The 15,654-nt window shown below is 50.8% G+C and carries 11 protein-coding genes, 1 tRNA gene and 1 pseudogene; 7 read left to right on the forward strand and 6 right to left on the reverse strand.

Features of this window, described 5'->3' with window-relative positions:
• Nucleotide 1: 1 nt before the first annotated feature.
• From zorB1 to ACIPUG_RS18830, 5 genes and pseudogenes are all read left to right on the forward strand, one after another.
• Nucleotides 2-742, forward strand: a complete 741-nt coding sequence (gene zorB1, locus ACIPUG_RS18810) for a type I Zorya anti-phage system protein ZorB1 (protein ID WP_039523278.1) — start codon at nt 2-4, stop codon at nt 740-742.
• Complete coding sequence (gene zorC, locus ACIPUG_RS18815) at nt 739-2,421, forward strand: type I Zorya anti-phage system protein ZorC (protein ID WP_014916368.1); 1,683 nt, start codon at nt 739-741, stop codon at nt 2,419-2,421. Before zorB1 ends, zorC begins: the two co-directional genes overlap by 4 nt.
• Nucleotides 2,421-5,663: a type I Zorya anti-phage system protein ZorD gene (gene zorD / locus ACIPUG_RS18820; protein WP_400339687.1), complete on the forward strand. Its 3,243-nt coding sequence runs from the start codon at nt 2,421-2,423 to the stop codon at nt 5,661-5,663. The genes zorC and zorD overlap by 1 nt, the downstream gene beginning before the upstream one ends.
• A gap of 340 nt (nt 5,664-6,003) precedes the next feature.
• Nucleotides 6,004-6,279: a YhfG family protein gene (locus tag ACIPUG_RS18825; protein WP_400339690.1), complete on the forward strand. Its 276-nt coding sequence runs from the start codon at nt 6,004-6,006 to the stop codon at nt 6,277-6,279.
• A gap of 74 nt (nt 6,280-6,353) precedes the next feature.
• Nucleotides 6,354-6,603: pseudogene (locus ACIPUG_RS18830) on the forward strand (tyrosine-type recombinase/integrase); the annotation flags it as partial.
• Nucleotides 6,604-6,621: 18 nt separating this feature from the next.
• On the opposite strand, the gene ACIPUG_RS18835 reads toward ACIPUG_RS18830, so the two are convergent.
• Nucleotides 6,622-6,697: transfer RNA gene (locus ACIPUG_RS18835), tRNA-Thr, on the reverse strand.
• A gap of 525 nt (nt 6,698-7,222) precedes the next feature.
• Between ACIPUG_RS18835 and ACIPUG_RS18840 the strand changes: the two genes are divergently transcribed.
• Nucleotides 7,223-7,642, forward strand: coding sequence for a hypothetical protein (locus tag ACIPUG_RS18840; RefSeq protein ID WP_039467479.1), 420 nt, complete (start codon nt 7,223-7,225; stop codon nt 7,640-7,642).
• A gap of 307 nt (nt 7,643-7,949) precedes the next feature.
• On the opposite strand, the gene proA is transcribed toward ACIPUG_RS18840, so the two are convergent.
• The 5 genes from proA to ACIPUG_RS18865 form a co-directional block, all read right to left on the reverse strand.
• Nucleotides 7,950-9,203 carry a glutamate-5-semialdehyde dehydrogenase gene (proA, locus tag ACIPUG_RS18845; RefSeq protein ID WP_400339694.1) on the reverse strand — a complete coding sequence of 418 codons (1,254 nt, stop codon included), beginning with the start codon at nt 9,201-9,203 and terminating at the stop codon, nt 7,950-7,952.
• 10 nt (nt 9,204-9,213) lie between these two features.
• Nucleotides 9,214-10,317: a glutamate 5-kinase gene (gene proB, locus ACIPUG_RS18850; RefSeq protein ID WP_014916394.1), complete on the reverse strand. Its 1,104-nt coding sequence runs from the start codon at nt 10,315-10,317 to the stop codon at nt 9,214-9,216.
• Between the two features lie 123 nt (nt 10,318-10,440).
• Complete coding sequence (gene crl, locus ACIPUG_RS18855) at nt 10,441-10,815, reverse strand: sigma factor-binding protein Crl (RefSeq protein WP_014916395.1); 375 nt, start codon at nt 10,813-10,815, stop codon at nt 10,441-10,443.
• A gap of 114 nt (nt 10,816-10,929) precedes the next feature.
• Nucleotides 10,930-13,035, reverse strand: coding sequence for an ankyrin repeat domain-containing protein (locus ACIPUG_RS18860; RefSeq protein WP_400339697.1), 2,106 nt, complete (start codon nt 13,033-13,035; stop codon nt 10,930-10,932).
• Between the two features lie 11 nt (nt 13,036-13,046).
• On the reverse strand, nt 13,047-15,128 hold the full coding sequence (locus ACIPUG_RS18865) for an ankyrin repeat domain-containing protein (protein WP_400339699.1): 2,082 nt from the start codon (nt 15,126-15,128) through the stop codon (nt 13,047-13,049).
• A 123-nt stretch (nt 15,129-15,251) separates the two neighbouring features.
• Between ACIPUG_RS18865 and ACIPUG_RS18870 the strand changes: the two genes are divergently transcribed.
• Nucleotides 15,252-15,587, forward strand: a complete 336-nt coding sequence (locus ACIPUG_RS18870; protein WP_014916398.1) for a 5-carboxymethyl-2-hydroxymuconate Delta-isomerase — start codon at nt 15,252-15,254, stop codon at nt 15,585-15,587.
• Nucleotides 15,588-15,654 lie beyond the last annotated feature (67 nt).

Below are 15,654 nucleotides of genomic sequence, written 5' to 3' on the forward strand. Positions count from 1 at the left end.
GATGTTTGGAAATGCATTTGGTGTTAGAAAACGCCGCGGTGATGAAGCAGAGAAACCCTTCTGGATCTCCTATGCCGATCTGATGACCGCCATGATGGTGCTATTTCTGGTGGTGATGGTCGCGTCGCTAAGCTCCGTTACACAACGTATTCAACGCGCGGAGCAAGGGGAAAAAGTCAGAGGGCAGGATATCACCAGATTATGTGAGCGCCTGGAGCTGCATGCACGTAATGTGAACAAAACCATCGTGGTGGATTGCCACGATAACCGCATCAGCTTTGGTGAGGCAGGTCGTTTCGACCACAATCGTTTTTTCCTGAACGCCGAAGGGCAAAAAGCATTACAGGATGTCGTTCCACTTGTACTGGAGGCATCTGACAGTGATGAAGGCAAAAAGTGGTTTAAACAAATCGTCATTGAAGGATTTACCGACACCGATGGTTCGTACCTTTACAACCTACATCTCTCCCTTCAGCGCTCTGAATGGGTCATGTGCAGTTTGCTGGATAGTCGTAGTCCTCTGCAAAAAAGTATTTCTGCAGAACAGCAGATCCAAATTCGTAAGCTTTTCCTTGCTGGTGGTGTCTCGTTTAATAATGCGAAAGAGAGCAAAGAAGCCAGCCGCCGCGTCGAGTTGCGCATGCAGTTTTTCGGGCTTAAGGATAAACGTGGTGGGGCCGAAGAAGTGGATTTCCCTCCGGTCGTGAATAAAGAAGTTTGCCAGTTGGTAATGCCGCAATGACACCCGCACTGAATTCTCTATCGCAGCGTATTGCAGCGAAGATGTCTTCCTGCCAGCAGGATGATAATTATCTACGCAATGATTTTCACGCGTTGGCCTCTGCAGCCCTCGATATAGAAAAACGTTTTGATAAAGCAGAGAAGATACCCACACCGCCGCATGAAATGCGACTGGCAGCCCTGCGTCGTTTTCGCCTTGCGGAAGAACTGACTGAACGTGAGTGGCGGATGGTGTTTTATGGCCTTGCCGATAATGACCCTCTATCCCCCGACCAGCCGGTATTGCTGGAGGATGAGCATTTTTTCCCGAAGGTAAACAGCGCTATCAAAAGACGGCTCGAAACCAAAACGTTGAAACGCCGGGACTGGGCAGCACTCTGTTCAAGCTATTTTGCCTACAGGCACGAATATCCGGAGAACAATCCACACTGGTGTGTGCTGCGTGGGCATATCGCCCAGGGTTACTTCGTAGTGAAAACCGCAATTCGCAGAGAAAAGTCATGGATGAAAACTATTGAGTTTTACCACGACATTTTTACGCCCCAGGCTGGCGGAGTGATATCCCATCAGCTACTTTCCGGCGAGAGCAACTCTTTATCATCATTAGAAAAAATAGCGCAAATCCCCGACAGCAGCTGGTTGTGGAAACGTATTTTCACCGTATTGCTGGCGCAGCTTGATACTCTGGATGATCCTCATTATCTGGACAAAATCAGTTGGCTATTAGGCCTGGCGGCGCAGTGGATACGTTTTCGCGATGACATCATAACGGCGACGCTGACCCGCTATTACCATTCTACTTATCGTGATCAAGCACATTCCGCTCTGAAACAGGCCGCCCTGGAATATTGGGATAACCCGCAACTGAAAAGCCAACAGAACAAATGGCATCAGTATGTTTCTGAACCCGTCGCAGCAATGGTACGGGGCTGGCTGGCAAAGCAAGATCTGATGCACTTCTTTGAGCTATTACGCGGGAATGACGATGTTGATCAGGCACGATTGCACTACTGGCTACGCTTCGCGAACCAGATGGGATTTACCCGTATTGTTATGGGGCCCGATGCCTGGCAAGATCGTGGCAGCGATTTTATGAGATTCCGCGAGGAGAATCGTGGACGACTGAGTCATCTGCGCGGTGGACGTAGTTTCGATAACGCCATGATCATGCAGATTAACGATTACATTTTCGTTGAGTTTTCAGGGACGGGGAACGCGATGTATGCCTACCGAGTGGGTCAGGCTCCATTTAACCCAGAGTCACACTCATTGGATATTAATATCCAATTAAAAGACAAATACCGTAATGTTCTTCGTCTTCCACATACTCCACGAGCCGAAGGCTACACCAAAGCCCGACTCACTGGCTGGATGCTGAAATATGATGATGAACTGCGCAAACTGGGTATCCGCTGGATGGCTGAAGAGCCCATCAAATTTGTTGATAAAAAAGCCCCCTCACCCGCCTCGGTATCTGATATCAAAATCATCAATCCATTGCGGGATACGGCAATACAGCGCTTGGTTGAAAACACCTCATGCATAGTCAGCGATAACCGACAAAAAGGTGGTGTGCTCTCCGTTCAGCTCAAATCTCCGGATGACACAACGGAAAGAGAGTTGCTACGACTGGGTTTCGCCCCTGTGACTAAAGAACCTCATCGCTACTGGATCAAATAATGCTGAAACGTTTGTTAAACAAACTGACGGGAAACCGTCAGCAGATAGAACGCCACCTGAAGAATCAGTACCAAATTGAGGAAAACGGACTCAATTTTCAGCAATCGCTGGTTGATGACCTGGAACTTTGGGCTCTGGCATCCTGGCTTGAACAACTGGCTGAAGAAGACTATCTGATATCACTAACAGACCGCTGGTTGTTGAGTTGGGATGCATTGTATCGTCTATTGGAAGACGAGGAACATGCCAGCAGCCTGCCTTTGATTGGCGTGCCTGAGATTTTGCCCCTACGTGCAAGTTTGAGTTCGCGAGGAGCTCTAAGCGATAGTGATTTCCGCGTCTGGATTGCTGAATGGGCTACACTTCCCGCGCGTCAACCTATCCGCTTTAGCCGTACCGGAGCTATTTTTACTCATGAAAATCAGCAGCATCTGTTGTCACGAGAAAACTGGGCACTCTTGCAGGCAACCGAGCAGCTCAGCATGCAGCAAACTCAGGCTCCCGGCGAAACCACCAATCAACTGGGATGGGCTGTAATTCGCAAATGTGCGAAACAGGCCGCCGCAAAATTTGATGATTATTTAGAAAAAACGCATGTCATCAAACCAACTTCATTGTCGTTACGCCTGCGTAAGGCGACAGTTGCTGATACTGCCGTTATCGAAATTGAGCCCCACTTCGAGGACCAGCCAGCTAACTGGCTCGGTAGTTTTGACAAAAACTTGCAGGTTCATGATAGCTACCGTATACCCGGAGAGAATGGCGAACTCAGCCATGTCATCATCCCTCCCGAAGTGAAAGAAGTCCTGAATTCAATACACTCAATCCCAGGCCGTCGGGTGGCCGGTAGTGAAGCGCTTTCCTTTGTTCGCAACCCCTATACCTTCCTGGGTGAAGATGCCGCCAGTGTTATTGCCCCCGAAGAACATGAACAGGCACTGTTTGATGCCCATATTTTCTTCCATCACTTCAAGCTTCAGCCTCGCGTAAATGATGAGAACAAAATAGAGGATATTGCGTTGGTTCTGGAGCCAATCTCACCGGTACCACAACCGGAAGTGTCATTCCTCTTCTCTGCCCCATGGGAGTTGGATAAATTTGTTCAGGCTCTGGGTATCAGCGTTGCCGCACAAATGCCAGCAGGTTCCTGGCAGGGTTACGAACTGGAATTGAGCCAATTCACCGAACTGCAGTGGCATGATTGCCAGTCACTGCTGACGCGCTGGCAACAGGAAGTCGAAGGTAAAGAGTTCACCGATGTTCTGGATATCAACAAATATGGCGATCGCGTTATTGGTATCGGTGAATTTGAAAAAATATCATCTCGCTGGCTGAGCAAAGCGCAAAGCGAAGACTGGCTCCCTGACGATATCGATTTCTCCGCATTTTCGGTCGAAACGCTGGATGGCTGGCAACCTGATAACCTGCAGCATTTCGATGAACTGCAGGAGAGAATCACCCAGGCAGAAGCTACTGGCGAAACGCATATCATCTCCCCCTGGAATGATACTGAATTGCCGCTGGATGCAGCTAAAACGTTCAGTAGGAACTGGGAAAAACAGAAAAATACAGCAAATGAATCTGAGGGCAATGCTGTTGATAAAACAGTCCGGGCTGTCCTCAAAATTGAACAGAACATTGAAGATGTGGCCTACATCAAACAGCGCCGCGATTCACTCCTCAATGCACGTCATGCTGAACCTGAAATTCCTCTGAGTCTGAAAGAGCATATCCGACTCAAAGACCATCAGCGTGAAGGCGTGGCCTGGCTTCAGCAACTTTTCCTTCGTTCACCTCAGGAAACGGCAGGCTGCCTGCTGGCGGATGACATGGGACTAGGGAAAACGCTGCAAATTCTGAGTTTTCTGGTCTGGTTCATTGAAAAATTCCCAGACGAACCACCAAGTCTCATTGTCGCCCCGGTCTCTCTTTTAGATAACTGGGAACGTGAGCTGGATAATTTCTTCTACACCGCAGGTATTCCGGTATTGAAATTGTATGGTGAGACCATTAAAGCGGTGAAATACCCGAAACAAGCCATTCCAGCTCATCTACAGTCTCAAGGGATCAAGAATTTACTCAAACCCGGCTGGCAGAGTGAGGCGAAAATTATTCTGACAACTTACGAAACCCTTCGCGATCAGGAGTTCTCACTGGCGCGTCAGCATTGGTCCATTATGGTGTGCGACGAAGCTCAAAAAATAAAAAATCCAGCAGCATTAATCACCCATGCAGCGAATGCCGTACAAGCCAGGTTCAAAGTAGCCTGCACCGGCACACCGGTGGAAAATACGCTTGTAGACCTTTGGAGCCTATTTGATTTCGCTCAGCCGGGTCTATTAGGGGCGCTCAATGAATTTGGCAAGCACTATGTTCGCCCTATAGAAAATGAAACGGGTCGTGATACGGGGCGACTTGAAAGTTTACGAGCGTTGATTGAACCACAAACATTACGCCGAACTAAAGAAGAGGTAGCGCGCGATCTGCCGCAAAAAATCGAAGTCACCAGTTGTAAGCAACTGTCGTTTTCAGGAGTTCAAAAGCAACTGTATCTTTCCTCTATTGCCAACTGGCAACAACAACAGGCGCTAAGCGAAGGAATGCAGCAGTCGGGCGTTGGGATGTTAGGGTTGTTACATCGACTCAAACTCATTTGCGCGCATCCGGCAGTGGTTAGCCCGGGGCCTCGCTATCGGGAAGGCTCGCCAAAACTTAACTGGATGCTGAAAACGCTGGATGAAATTAAACACAGCAGTAAAGACAAGGTGATTATCTTCACTGAGCTGCGTGATCTACAGCGCGAGATACAGCATGCGATTCAGCAGCGGTTTGGCTTCCGCCCGGTGATAATTAATGGTGATACCAGCACTAAAAGTCAGAGCCAGAACAGCCGTCAGCGATTGATTGATGATTTCCAGGACCAACCCAGCTTTGGTGTGATTATTCTTTCCACGGTAGCGGTTGGTTTTGGGGTTAACGTTCAGAAAGCCAACCACGTTATTCATTTCACCCGCTGCTGGAACCCGGCAAAAGAAGATCAGGCAACTGATCGCGCCTACCGTATCGGTCAGACAAAAGATGTGTATGTGTATTACCCGACCGTAAGGGACGGCGATATTACGACATTTGAGGAAACTTTAGATGTGTTGCTCAACCGCAGGCGTGCGCTTGCAAGAGATATGCTTTGCACTTCCCCGGATTTAAGCGGGGTAGATTTCGAAGGTGTGTTCAAAGGAGCATGAACAAGGTATATCAGCTATTACATTTGGCACTAACGCATTAATATTTATACCGTTACATCGTGATCCCTCTTACGCGGATGGATAACAATGCCATCGTTTTCATTCTCTTTCAGCACCTGACTCACCTTCATATATTGAGGTGCAAGATAGTGCCTGTTCGTATCAGGCCTTCAGATTAACGCAATCTATCGTCACCGCTACAGGTGTCTCTGAAAGAAAAGTACAGGAAGTGTTAAACACGCTCCAGTCAACGATGGATATCAGCATTACACGCGTAAAAAATGGCAAACGGCAAGTCTTGTCTATCTCGTCATGGGGCGTGTTTGGTAACGGAGAAAGGTTGATCGAGAAACTGAAAAATATCGATCTGTCGATATTTAAACAACATCGTAAAATCACCGCAAAAGCGTTGCCAAACAACACGCGCCCCTCACTCATAGTGACGCTGGAAGAAAAGCGTGATTACTACAACCAGGTGAAACTCAAAAACTATCGGGACAGTATGCGCCTTGAGGGATTCAAGGTTGAGGATACGCCGCTTCCCCCTGACAAACAGGAAAGGGAAGCACTGAGAAAAAATCTAATTGCGATGTATAAAGCGGGTGGTTATGCCTGATAAATAAGCTCGGCATTGACGTAAAAAACTAGCCGGAGCCGGTTTTGTCGTTTCTGCTATCTACCTCGCTATTTCGCACTTGGGTAGACGATTTTAGATTCCATGACCTGAGACATACATAGGCAAGCTGGCTAGTGCAGGTGAAGAGTGCCAATATCGGTGTTACAAGAAATGGGAGGCTGGGAAAGCATCGAAATGGTTCGGGGATATGCGCATTTATCCGCTGGTCATCTAACAGGACACGCGAGCAAAATCGACGCAATTTTAGAACGCAAACGACACAAATATGGCACAAAAGAAGAATGTAGTTTACGCAAAATATAGATAACTTATTGATTTTTATGGTGCCGATAATAGGAGTCGAACCTACGACCTTCGCATTACGAATGCGCTGCTCTACCAACTGAGCTATATCGGCTTTGGGAGCGTCGTGGCGAGAGCCAGACGTGAACTACGGGGTGACAAATTAGTGATAATGGTACATCAAGTCAAGCGTTTGGCGATCGTCTGCTGGTTTTATCAGCATCCACGCTGTTCTGATAATTTTCCGTGCTAATAACGCTATAGGCTATAGCTTTTCGGCTTAACGGACGCGCATGCGGAGCATGTTTCCTATGTCACCATCTTCTTCGGATGAAGTACCAGAAAGACAGTCCCTAATCATGTGAAAACACCGTTTTATTTGCAGATACATATTCCTGTTTTATAAAGCATGATATTTACAATAAAAATATCTTTTTACCTTTCCGATATAAATGCAATACATAACAAAACCCAAGTGTACTGTTTAGGATAATTCCCTATTCTTTTTATTTTCTATTTTGCTCTACTTAAATGACCAAGACGACAAGGAGGCGGTCTTAACGTGAAGCTTTCAATAATACGTTGTCGACGGCAAGGTTATTGTTAGCGTAGTCATGAGCGCTGTAAGAGGAAATAGACCATGAATATGAAACCACTGTTTTTAGGCTTAATTCTGGGAACCAGTTACATTGGCATGGTGGCAGCAAATGATCTGGATTCCGCCCGGGCATCAGCAAAATCAGCCCTCAGTCACGATCGCACTGAAGCGAGAGAAAAAGCGTCAGAAGCACGAACTAAGGTGCATGAGCATGAGGTCCAGGCGCGGGAAAAAGCGAATGATTTCAAAGCTGATCTTAAATCAAGGGAGCCAGAAGCCAGAGAACGGGCAGACAAAGTCAAAGCTGATGTGAAATCCCGAGAATCCGAAGCCAGAAAAGACGCCGAAAAAGGCTGGGCTGACGTCAAATCGAAAGCAGATAATTTTAACAGCCGCGCGGAAAAGAATGCTCGTGAAACCGCCGACTCCATCCACAATGCCGCAGAGAAACATCAGCGTTAATATGAAATAACGCATCATTGTAATAGAGGATAAGTCATTATTACCCTTTATCCTCCGATAGCAAGACAGGTTATGTATTTGTGAATACGCCGCACAAAGCATAGCCTGTTACTATTGGAGGATATTTCTCTGATGCGGTTATTTTATTGCAATTCTATTGCTGTATTACATTTTACGTTAAATACATATAACACAGCAAAAAATCACAGTTGGAATGAGATGTCTTATTTAGACAAAAGAGAAAAGTAATAAAACAGAATGAAAATAACGCTGCGCATATCTCTCGATATACGCAGCTATGCATTGATTAAGCGCGAATCAAATCGTCACCATAACCAATCCACTTATAGGTGGTCAGTGCTTCCAGCCCCATTGGGCCGCGCGCATGCAGTTTCTGGGTACTGACCGCCACTTCCGCGCCCAAGCCAAACTGACCGCCGTCGGTGAAGCGTGTACTGGCGTTGACATACACCGCAGAGGAATCCACTTCACGCACGAAGCGTTCCGCATTGCTCAAGGAGCGCGTCAGAATCGCATCAGAGTGCTGTGTACCATGTTCGCGAATATGGGCGACCGCTGCATCCAAATCGTCCACCAGCGTAACGTTCAGGTCGTTAGAGAGCCATTCATCGTTATAGTTGGCTTCTTCCACCGCAACGACGCTTGCCGGGCCACCGGTCAGATAAGGCATCGCTGATGGGCTGGCGTGGAGCGTAACACCTGCCGCCGCCATTTTCTTGCTCAGCTCTGGCAGGAAACGGTCGGCAATACGTTGATTGACCAGCAGCGTTTCCAGGCTGTTGCAGGCGCTAGGGCGCTGCACTTTGGCGCTTTCAATGACGGTCAGCGCTTTGTCGAAATCGATGCTGTCGTCAGCATAGATATGACAAACGCCGATACCCCCAGTGATGACTGGGATCGTCGATTGTTCGCGACACAGCTTGTGCAAGCCTGCGCCACCGCGCGGAATCAGCATATCTACGTAGCGATCCAGCTTCAGCAGTTGATTGACCAGCTCACGATCCGGGCTTTCAATCGCCTGCACCGCAGCGGCTGGCAGACCGCACTGCGACAGCGCCTGCTGAATCACTTTAACCGTCGCCGCGTTGGTGCGGTACGTCTCTTTTCCACCGCGCAAAATCACCGCGTTACCGGTTTTCAGGCACAGGGACGCCACATCAATGGTGACGTTCGGGCGCGCTTCATAAATCACACCGACCACGCCCAGCGGCACGCGGCGGCGCTCCAGCTTCAGCCCGTTATCCAACATGCTGCCGTCAATCACCTGCCCCACAGGATCGGTCAGGCGGCATACCTGACGCACATCGCTGGCAATCGCGCTCAGCCTGTCTTGCGTTAAGAGCAAACGATCCTGCAATGCGTCACTCATGCCATTTTGGCGCGCATCGGCTAAATCCAGCGCGTTAGCCGCCAGAATCGTCGCACTCTCGGCTTCCAGCAAATCCGCAATCGTCAGCAGCGCGCGATCTTTTTGCGCCGTGCTCAAGACCGCCAGTTGATAAGAGGCCGCTTTTGCCGCTTTACCCATTTGTTCAAGCATCGCGAACTCCTTAATTGATAATCATATCGTCGCGATGGATAGCCACCGGACCATATTCGTAGCCAAGAATCTCGGCAATCTGTTGAGAATGGTGTCCGGCAATCATACGCAGTGCATCACTATTATAGCGCGTCACGGCATGCGCCACATCGCGGCCCGCCAGACTACGCACGCGGATGACTTCACCACGAGAGAAGTTCCCTTCTACGGTGCGGATACCTTTAGGCAGCAGCGAACTGCCGCGTTCGAGGATCGCCGAGAGCGCGCCGTCGTCGACGGTGATTTCTCCCGCCGGCGGTGCGCCGAAAATCCAGTGTTTGCGGCTTTCCAGCGGCGCATCGAGCGCATGAAAACGTGTTCCGACGGAGATATCCGCAATCACATCGCCAATCACGCCCGGCTTGCTGCCAGCGGCAATCACCACGTCGATACCCGCACGGCAGGCCACATCGGCAGCCTGTAATTTGGTCGACATACCGCCCGTTCCGAGGCCTGACACGCTATCACCCGCAATGCTGCGCAGCGCATCGTTGATGCCAGTGACTTCACGGATCAGCTCCGCATCGGGATTATTGCGCGGATCGGCGGTAAACAGACCAGCCTGATCGGTCAGCAGCAGCAGCTTATCTGCATCGGCCAGAATCGCCGCCAGCGCAGACAGGTTGTCGTTGTCACCGACCTTGATCTCGGCGGTCGCAACAGCGTCGTTTTCATTAATGACCGGAACGATATTGTTGTCCAGCAGCGCCCGCATGGTGTCGCGCGCGTTGAGGAAACGCTCGCGATCTTCCATATCCGCACGCGTCAGCAGCATCTGCCCGACGTGAATACCATAAATGGAAAACAGCTGTTCCCACAGTTGAATCAGGCGGCTTTGGCCCACGGCGGCCAGCAGTTGTTTGGTCGCAATCGTGGCGGGGAGTTCGGGGTAACCCAAATGTTCACGCCCGGCGGCAATCGCCCCTGAGGTGACAATAACAATCCGATGCCCTGCCGCATGTTGCTGCGCACACTGGCGCACCAGTTCAACAATGTGGGCGCGGTTAAGACGGCGCGAACCGCCGGTTAGCACGCTGGTGCCCAGTTTCACAACCAAAGTCTGGCTGCCGCTCATAATTTCTCTGCCGTTGAATGTCAAAAAATAAGAATAAGGAAAACGTTGTAGCAGGACAGACGCGTTATGCCAACAGGCACAACGCGAAAACCTGCGAATAAATCGGGGATCGTCAGGGAAGTATCACGGTCGAGCGACGAGGGTACAGACGGGTTCAAGCGAGTGCAGCTGTTTCTCCAGACGGACATGGAAAGCCTTTCTGGCATTTTCCACCTGTTCCATCACGGCTTTGTCCTTGATTTTTTCTTCACGCCAGTTGCCCTGTTTATCGAACAAACCGTAGTGATAGTCATAGGTAAAGCCTTTGCCAGTATCTTCCAAATTCAACCACCAGCCCCAGAACTCACGATTTTCTGGCGCAGGCTTGATGTTGACGCAAACCGCCAGGCAATCAAAGAAGAACGCGGTATCCTCGCACTGCGCTTCACGGATATAAGGCCCCAACGACGTAAAATTTTTCATGAGTCGGCTTTTGGGGTGTCCACTCGGTAACATCATTTACGATCTCCTCTGGTTGAACCTTCTTTTTAGCAGAGAATGGCAATTTATCAACCACCTGGCGTCAGGTTACTGCCCGACGCCCGGCTTTTCTGCTTCTACACCGACGTGCTCCTATGCGGTTGGTTGACGCTGCACGGCAAAGCGTGAAAGCCCCATTTCAGCGTGTGGCGCAGGCAATGCCAGCAGCGTTTGCAGGCGTTCAGCAAAATAAGCGTGAACCGGACGTTTGCCGTCCAGCACGCTTCGCAGCTGTTCTTCCGTAAACGGCGTCAGCCTGAGCAGCGCTTCGAAGATCTCTTTCCGCTCTTCCTGCACGCTGAGTGACAGTGGCGTGACTCCATCATCATTACTTTGGCAGAGATCCGCACCGTAGGCATGCAGCATCGCCAGCATGCGGGCGGACACCGACTCAGGGCGCGGTGGGAAATCAATAGCGCGGCGGCTCGTTATCGCACACAGCACGGGCGTCACGCCACCTGCGCCACGCGCATTCGGGTTCGCACCATAGTGCAGCAGCACGTCAAGACAATGCTGTGCACCCTGTTTCGCCGCCAGCATCAGTGGCGTCATCCCGTGTTCGCCCCACGCGATGTCTTTCTCTATCCCCTGTTGCAGCAGTGCCTCAAGCGTCGCTTTACGCCTTTCCGGCGTCACGACTACATTATAAATAACGCGATGCAGCGGCGGAGCAAGGTGGCTTGCGGTTTCCGCATTAAGGCTAACACCTTGTTGAATCAGCCAGTTCAGCACCTGCGGACGACACCCTGCCGCAGCGGCATAAGCCATGTTCATCCCGTCCGGTGCCGTGCTATGCAGGTTCATCCCGCAGGAATGCAGGTGCCGGAAAATATCAAGCAGCACGCTTTCATGCGGGCTGGACGGTGAATACAGGAGCAGCGCCATCCCCAGCGGAAGCGCACCGCTTTCTTGCAGTATCTGCTGCTGACTGAAATCCGCACCGTGCGCTATCAGCAGATCGATCAAATCAGCATGGTATTGTCCGGTGGCGATCATCGCCTCACAGAGCGTATAAAGCGCTGGCCACGTCGTCGGCGTGTCATCCTCCTCTTCCCACATCGTATAGCCGATATTGGGGGAAGCGCCCGCTTCCAGCAGATGCTGAAGGGTGGAAGAAAACACGCGATGGACGCGGCTATCCGTTACCGCGGCCTTGGCTCGCAACATGAGATATTGCGCCAGCACCGTGCCCTGATTGACATCATTTTCACGCTCAGCATCGCGTTCGTACTCTGCGTCATCATCGTCATCGTCATCGTCAGATTCATGTTGTTCAAAACGCAGCGGATAACGGCGATCGAGATCGGTAGTCCGTTCCGCAATACGCCGTACCAGCGCAGGAGGAAACGACCTTTCCAGCGCATCCAGCAGAATGCTGTGCGCAGGCACATCGCAGCGCATATCCGGGAAGGTATCCAGCAAGAACGCACACAACGGCGCAGGCAGGCCGCAATGCAGCGCCATTTCCAGCCAGGTCACCGAGGTTTTCTGTTCCTGATGTTTCGGATCATGATGCAATGACAGCGTAAAACCCGCTTTCCGCATCCCTTCCCGCTCGGCCTGCGCAACGATCGACTGAAACACCTCCAGCGTCATCCATGCTCCGCTGTGCCGAAATACCGTTTCCAGTATCGACGTCCCCGTCAGGCGCACCGGGCTATCCGCCTGGAACAACCGCATTAACAAAAAGCGATCCTGCTTTTCCAGCAGAATATCGACGGGATGGCGTTTCTCAGCCTCGGGATGAAACAGGACGGGCTGATTGATATCCAGCCCGTTTGCCAGCAACACCCCCAACATCGTACTGCGCTGAGCATGGGTATAGACCGGGCTTTCGGGCAGATCAAAAAAACAGTGTAGCCAGCCGCGCCCCTGATTATCATGAAAATCCAGCCGAGTACCGTGCTGTAAAAGCAGCGCAGCAAGCTCAGGAGAGTAAGACGTGATAGCCGCGAAGAGCGCGCTTTCGCCCTCAGGCGTTTCGATACTCGCCCCTTTTTCCAGCAGATAGCGGACAAGATCGATCTCCGTGTCGCGATCCTGACTTAACTGATGCAGAACGGTTTGTCCGTCGCTCAGCGCGTTGATGTCGCCCTGAGCCGCCAGATAGCGATCGATCAGTTTCCGCTGCTTGCTGGTAGGGATATCAGAGAAGCAAATCGTCTCTAACGTATCCGTTTTGGAAGATGAACCAAACATATACGACGTCCTTATCGCGGCAACGAATGATGGGAAGACGGCTCGCCAGCGCTGAGTCGCGCAATCTGTTGGCGTAGCTGATCGGAGAAATAGCAGTAGCGGTTGCCCTGCGCCAGCCAGTCCAGCAGCCGATGCATATCATCCAGAGTGGGGGACAGTATCTCCAGTAGCGCTTTAAACACCGCTTCATGTTTATTGCGAATACAGCGGACCAGCAGATCGTTACCCTCTTCGTCCACCCGCGTTATCGTCACGCCATACTGATGAAGCAGGGTCACAATTCGCGCCGCCGCCGCATCCGCGCGGTGTAACGCACAGCGCAGGGGCGTCATGCCGTTGGCACTGCGGGCATGCGGGTTGGCACCCCGCGCCAACAACACCTCGGCACACTTCGCTTCACCATAGTACGCCGCGCACATTAGCGGCGTGAATTGTTCATCAATCGAGAACTCATCAATATTCGCGCCGTTATCCAGCAGTACCGCGACGGTTTCAGCACGCCGCTCCGGCGTCAGTGCTTCATCGCTATACAAGCTGATGGTTTTATGCAGAACGGGGGAGTTGTCGAATCCGCTCAGGGTGTGAATATCCACACCATGTGCAATAAGCCACTGTAAAACCAGTGGTCGAGAGCCAATCCCCGCAGCCGCTGCCGTGTTGATCAGGTAAGCATTGGTCGCCTGCAAATCTATACCGTGTTCGTACAGGTAGTTCATCACCTGGAGCAGCACATCTTCATGTGTCGAACTGTAGCCACGCTGAAGCAGCGTAATACAGAGTGGTTCGCTGACCGCACTTTTCTTCACGTTGAAATTCGCACCGTGTGCCACCAGTAAATCCAGCAGGTCGGGGCGAAAGTTATTCTGCGACACCATTTCAACGCAGACGAGGTAAAGCAATGACCAGTTCCGCATTTCATAGCTACGCCCTCCGCTCATTTTATCGACCAGAGGCGACGCGCCGTATTGCAGCAACAGGCCCATAGCATCGTAAAAATAGGCGTAATAGTCAGGCTCGATCAGCGCCTTTATCAGACGGTTGTCCACAAACTGCATCATGGCCGAGCTACCGACGTCAGGGTAAGCATCGGCTTCCCACCCGCTCTGTTTTTTCCGACCAGAAGAAATGAACAGGGAATAAGGACGATCGATATCCGCCGTTTTTTGAATAATTCGCTCCACCAATTCAAGCGAATAGCGGTTAAGTAACGTGTCCAGAACGAAGCTGTAATTGCTTAAATCACAGCGGATATCAGGATAGGTATCGAGCAAGCATTCACAGAGTCGCTCATCCGCACAATAAAAAATGGCCATTTCCAATAGCGAACCATCGGTACGAATCTTCTTGTCTTCGGAAAGAATCACGCCGGGTTCACGATAAGCCGCTCCCCCCGCCCGTTTCACGATCTGCTGAAAAAGCGGCAGCGGCAGCCACTCGCTTTTATAGTTAAAGATGCGCTCAAAAATGCCGGTTTCGGCGAAATGAATCGGGACATCGAGCTGAAAGATGTGCTCCAGCAGACTGACATCTTTCTCACAGAGCACGATCTCAATCGGAAAGCTGGTCTCCAGCGATGTCCAGAAAATGGTTTCACGATTGAGATCCAAACCGTAGCGTAACAACAGATCCAGCATTTGCTTACGCTGATCGTCGGTGTAGGTATGTCGATCCTGAGGACAGTACAGGTAGTTCAGCCACGAATTGCTGAAAAAATTGAGGTATTGCACATCAGCGCCGTACTGAAGATAAAGCTCGGCAAGCTCCAGATGGAAAAACTCGATCGCATTATGCAATGCGCTGAATCCTCCTGGCTGTTCAATAAAAGCCCCTTTATCCAGCAGGTAACGAACCAGCTCCGTATCCGGTGCGTCCGTACTTACCGTAAGCAAACCGAGTACATTAGCATTATGAGGTTGCCTTTCATTGATGCTGCCGCCCTGTGCCAGAAAGCGGTCGATTTGTCGTTTTTTCTTTTCCAGCGGTAGGTCTGAACAGCAGATGTCATGCAGGCTTTGCTGCTGACGAGATAATATTCCCCACATCATTGCATCCTTCAACGATCCCAAAACGGGTAAAAATTGTTTATGAACCATCTGACATGACGGCCCCTATCTCTCCCCTTATCCGCACAGACTTTCCTGAAAAAGCATTGCCGTTCGACACGGGGTATTCAATACTCAGCGCTCTTCGTTTTCGTTCATTGAGAAGTGACGCCCATGCCCCATTGTATCGCCGAACATTCCTCAGACATTGATGTAAATGCCCTACTTCCTGCGATCTATCGCGGTGCGCTTGAATCCGGTTTGTTTGCCAGCGACGGCAGCGACATCAAAGTCAGATCTCTTGCTTACGATAGCTACACGACAGGTGGCGAACGAGCCAGCTTTATTCATGTGGCAATCAAGGTGCTTTCCGGGCGGACGGAGGAGCAGAAAAGCAGTCTCTCCAATCGGGTACTTCAGAAGATTGAAGCGCTGGGATTGAAGAACCTGTCAGTGACGGTTGAAGTGATTGATATGGACAGGCTTTGCTATGCCAAAAAGATCCTGTGATCGACGGTTATCGTCTGGCAGGAACAGCGGCCTGTGTAGCGAAGAGTCGCCTGCACAGACCGTGCGT

Source organism: Pectobacterium sp. CHL-2024 (assembly GCF_044751765.1).
In the GTDB taxonomy this organism is placed as follows: Bacteria; Pseudomonadota; Gammaproteobacteria; order Enterobacterales; family Enterobacteriaceae; genus Pectobacterium; species Pectobacterium brasiliense.

Excerpts from the sequence above, each read along its gene's own strand:
- zorB1 (WP_039523278.1), top strand. The coding sequence starts at position 2 with ATGTTTGGAAATGCATTTGGTGTTAGAAAACGCCGCGGTGATGAAGCA.
- zorC (WP_014916368.1), top strand. The coding sequence starts at position 739 with ATGACACCCGCACTGAATTCTCTATCGCAGCGTATTGCAGCGAAGATG.
- zorD (WP_400339687.1), top strand. The coding sequence starts at position 2,421 with ATGCTGAAACGTTTGTTAAACAAACTGACGGGAAACCGTCAGCAGATA.
- ACIPUG_RS18840 (WP_039467479.1), top strand. The coding sequence starts at position 7,223 with ATGAATATGAAACCACTGTTTTTAGGCTTAATTCTGGGAACCAGTTAC.
- proA (WP_400339694.1), bottom strand. The coding sequence starts at position 9,203 with ATGCTTGAACAAATGGGTAAAGCGGCAAAAGCGGCCTCTTATCAACTG.
- proB (WP_014916394.1), bottom strand. The coding sequence starts at position 10,317 with ATGAGCGGCAGCCAGACTTTGGTTGTGAAACTGGGCACCAGCGTGCTA.
- crl (WP_014916395.1), bottom strand. The coding sequence starts at position 10,815 with ATGATGTTACCGAGTGGACACCCCAAAAGCCGACTCATGAAAAATTTT.
- ACIPUG_RS18860 (WP_400339697.1), bottom strand. The coding sequence starts at position 13,035 with ATGTTTGGTTCATCTTCCAAAACGGATACGTTAGAGACGATTTGCTTC.
- ACIPUG_RS18865 (WP_400339699.1), bottom strand. The coding sequence starts at position 15,128 with ATGGTTCATAAACAATTTTTACCCGTTTTGGGATCGTTGAAGGATGCA.
- ACIPUG_RS18870 (WP_014916398.1), top strand. The coding sequence starts at position 15,252 with ATGCCCCATTGTATCGCCGAACATTCCTCAGACATTGATGTAAATGCC.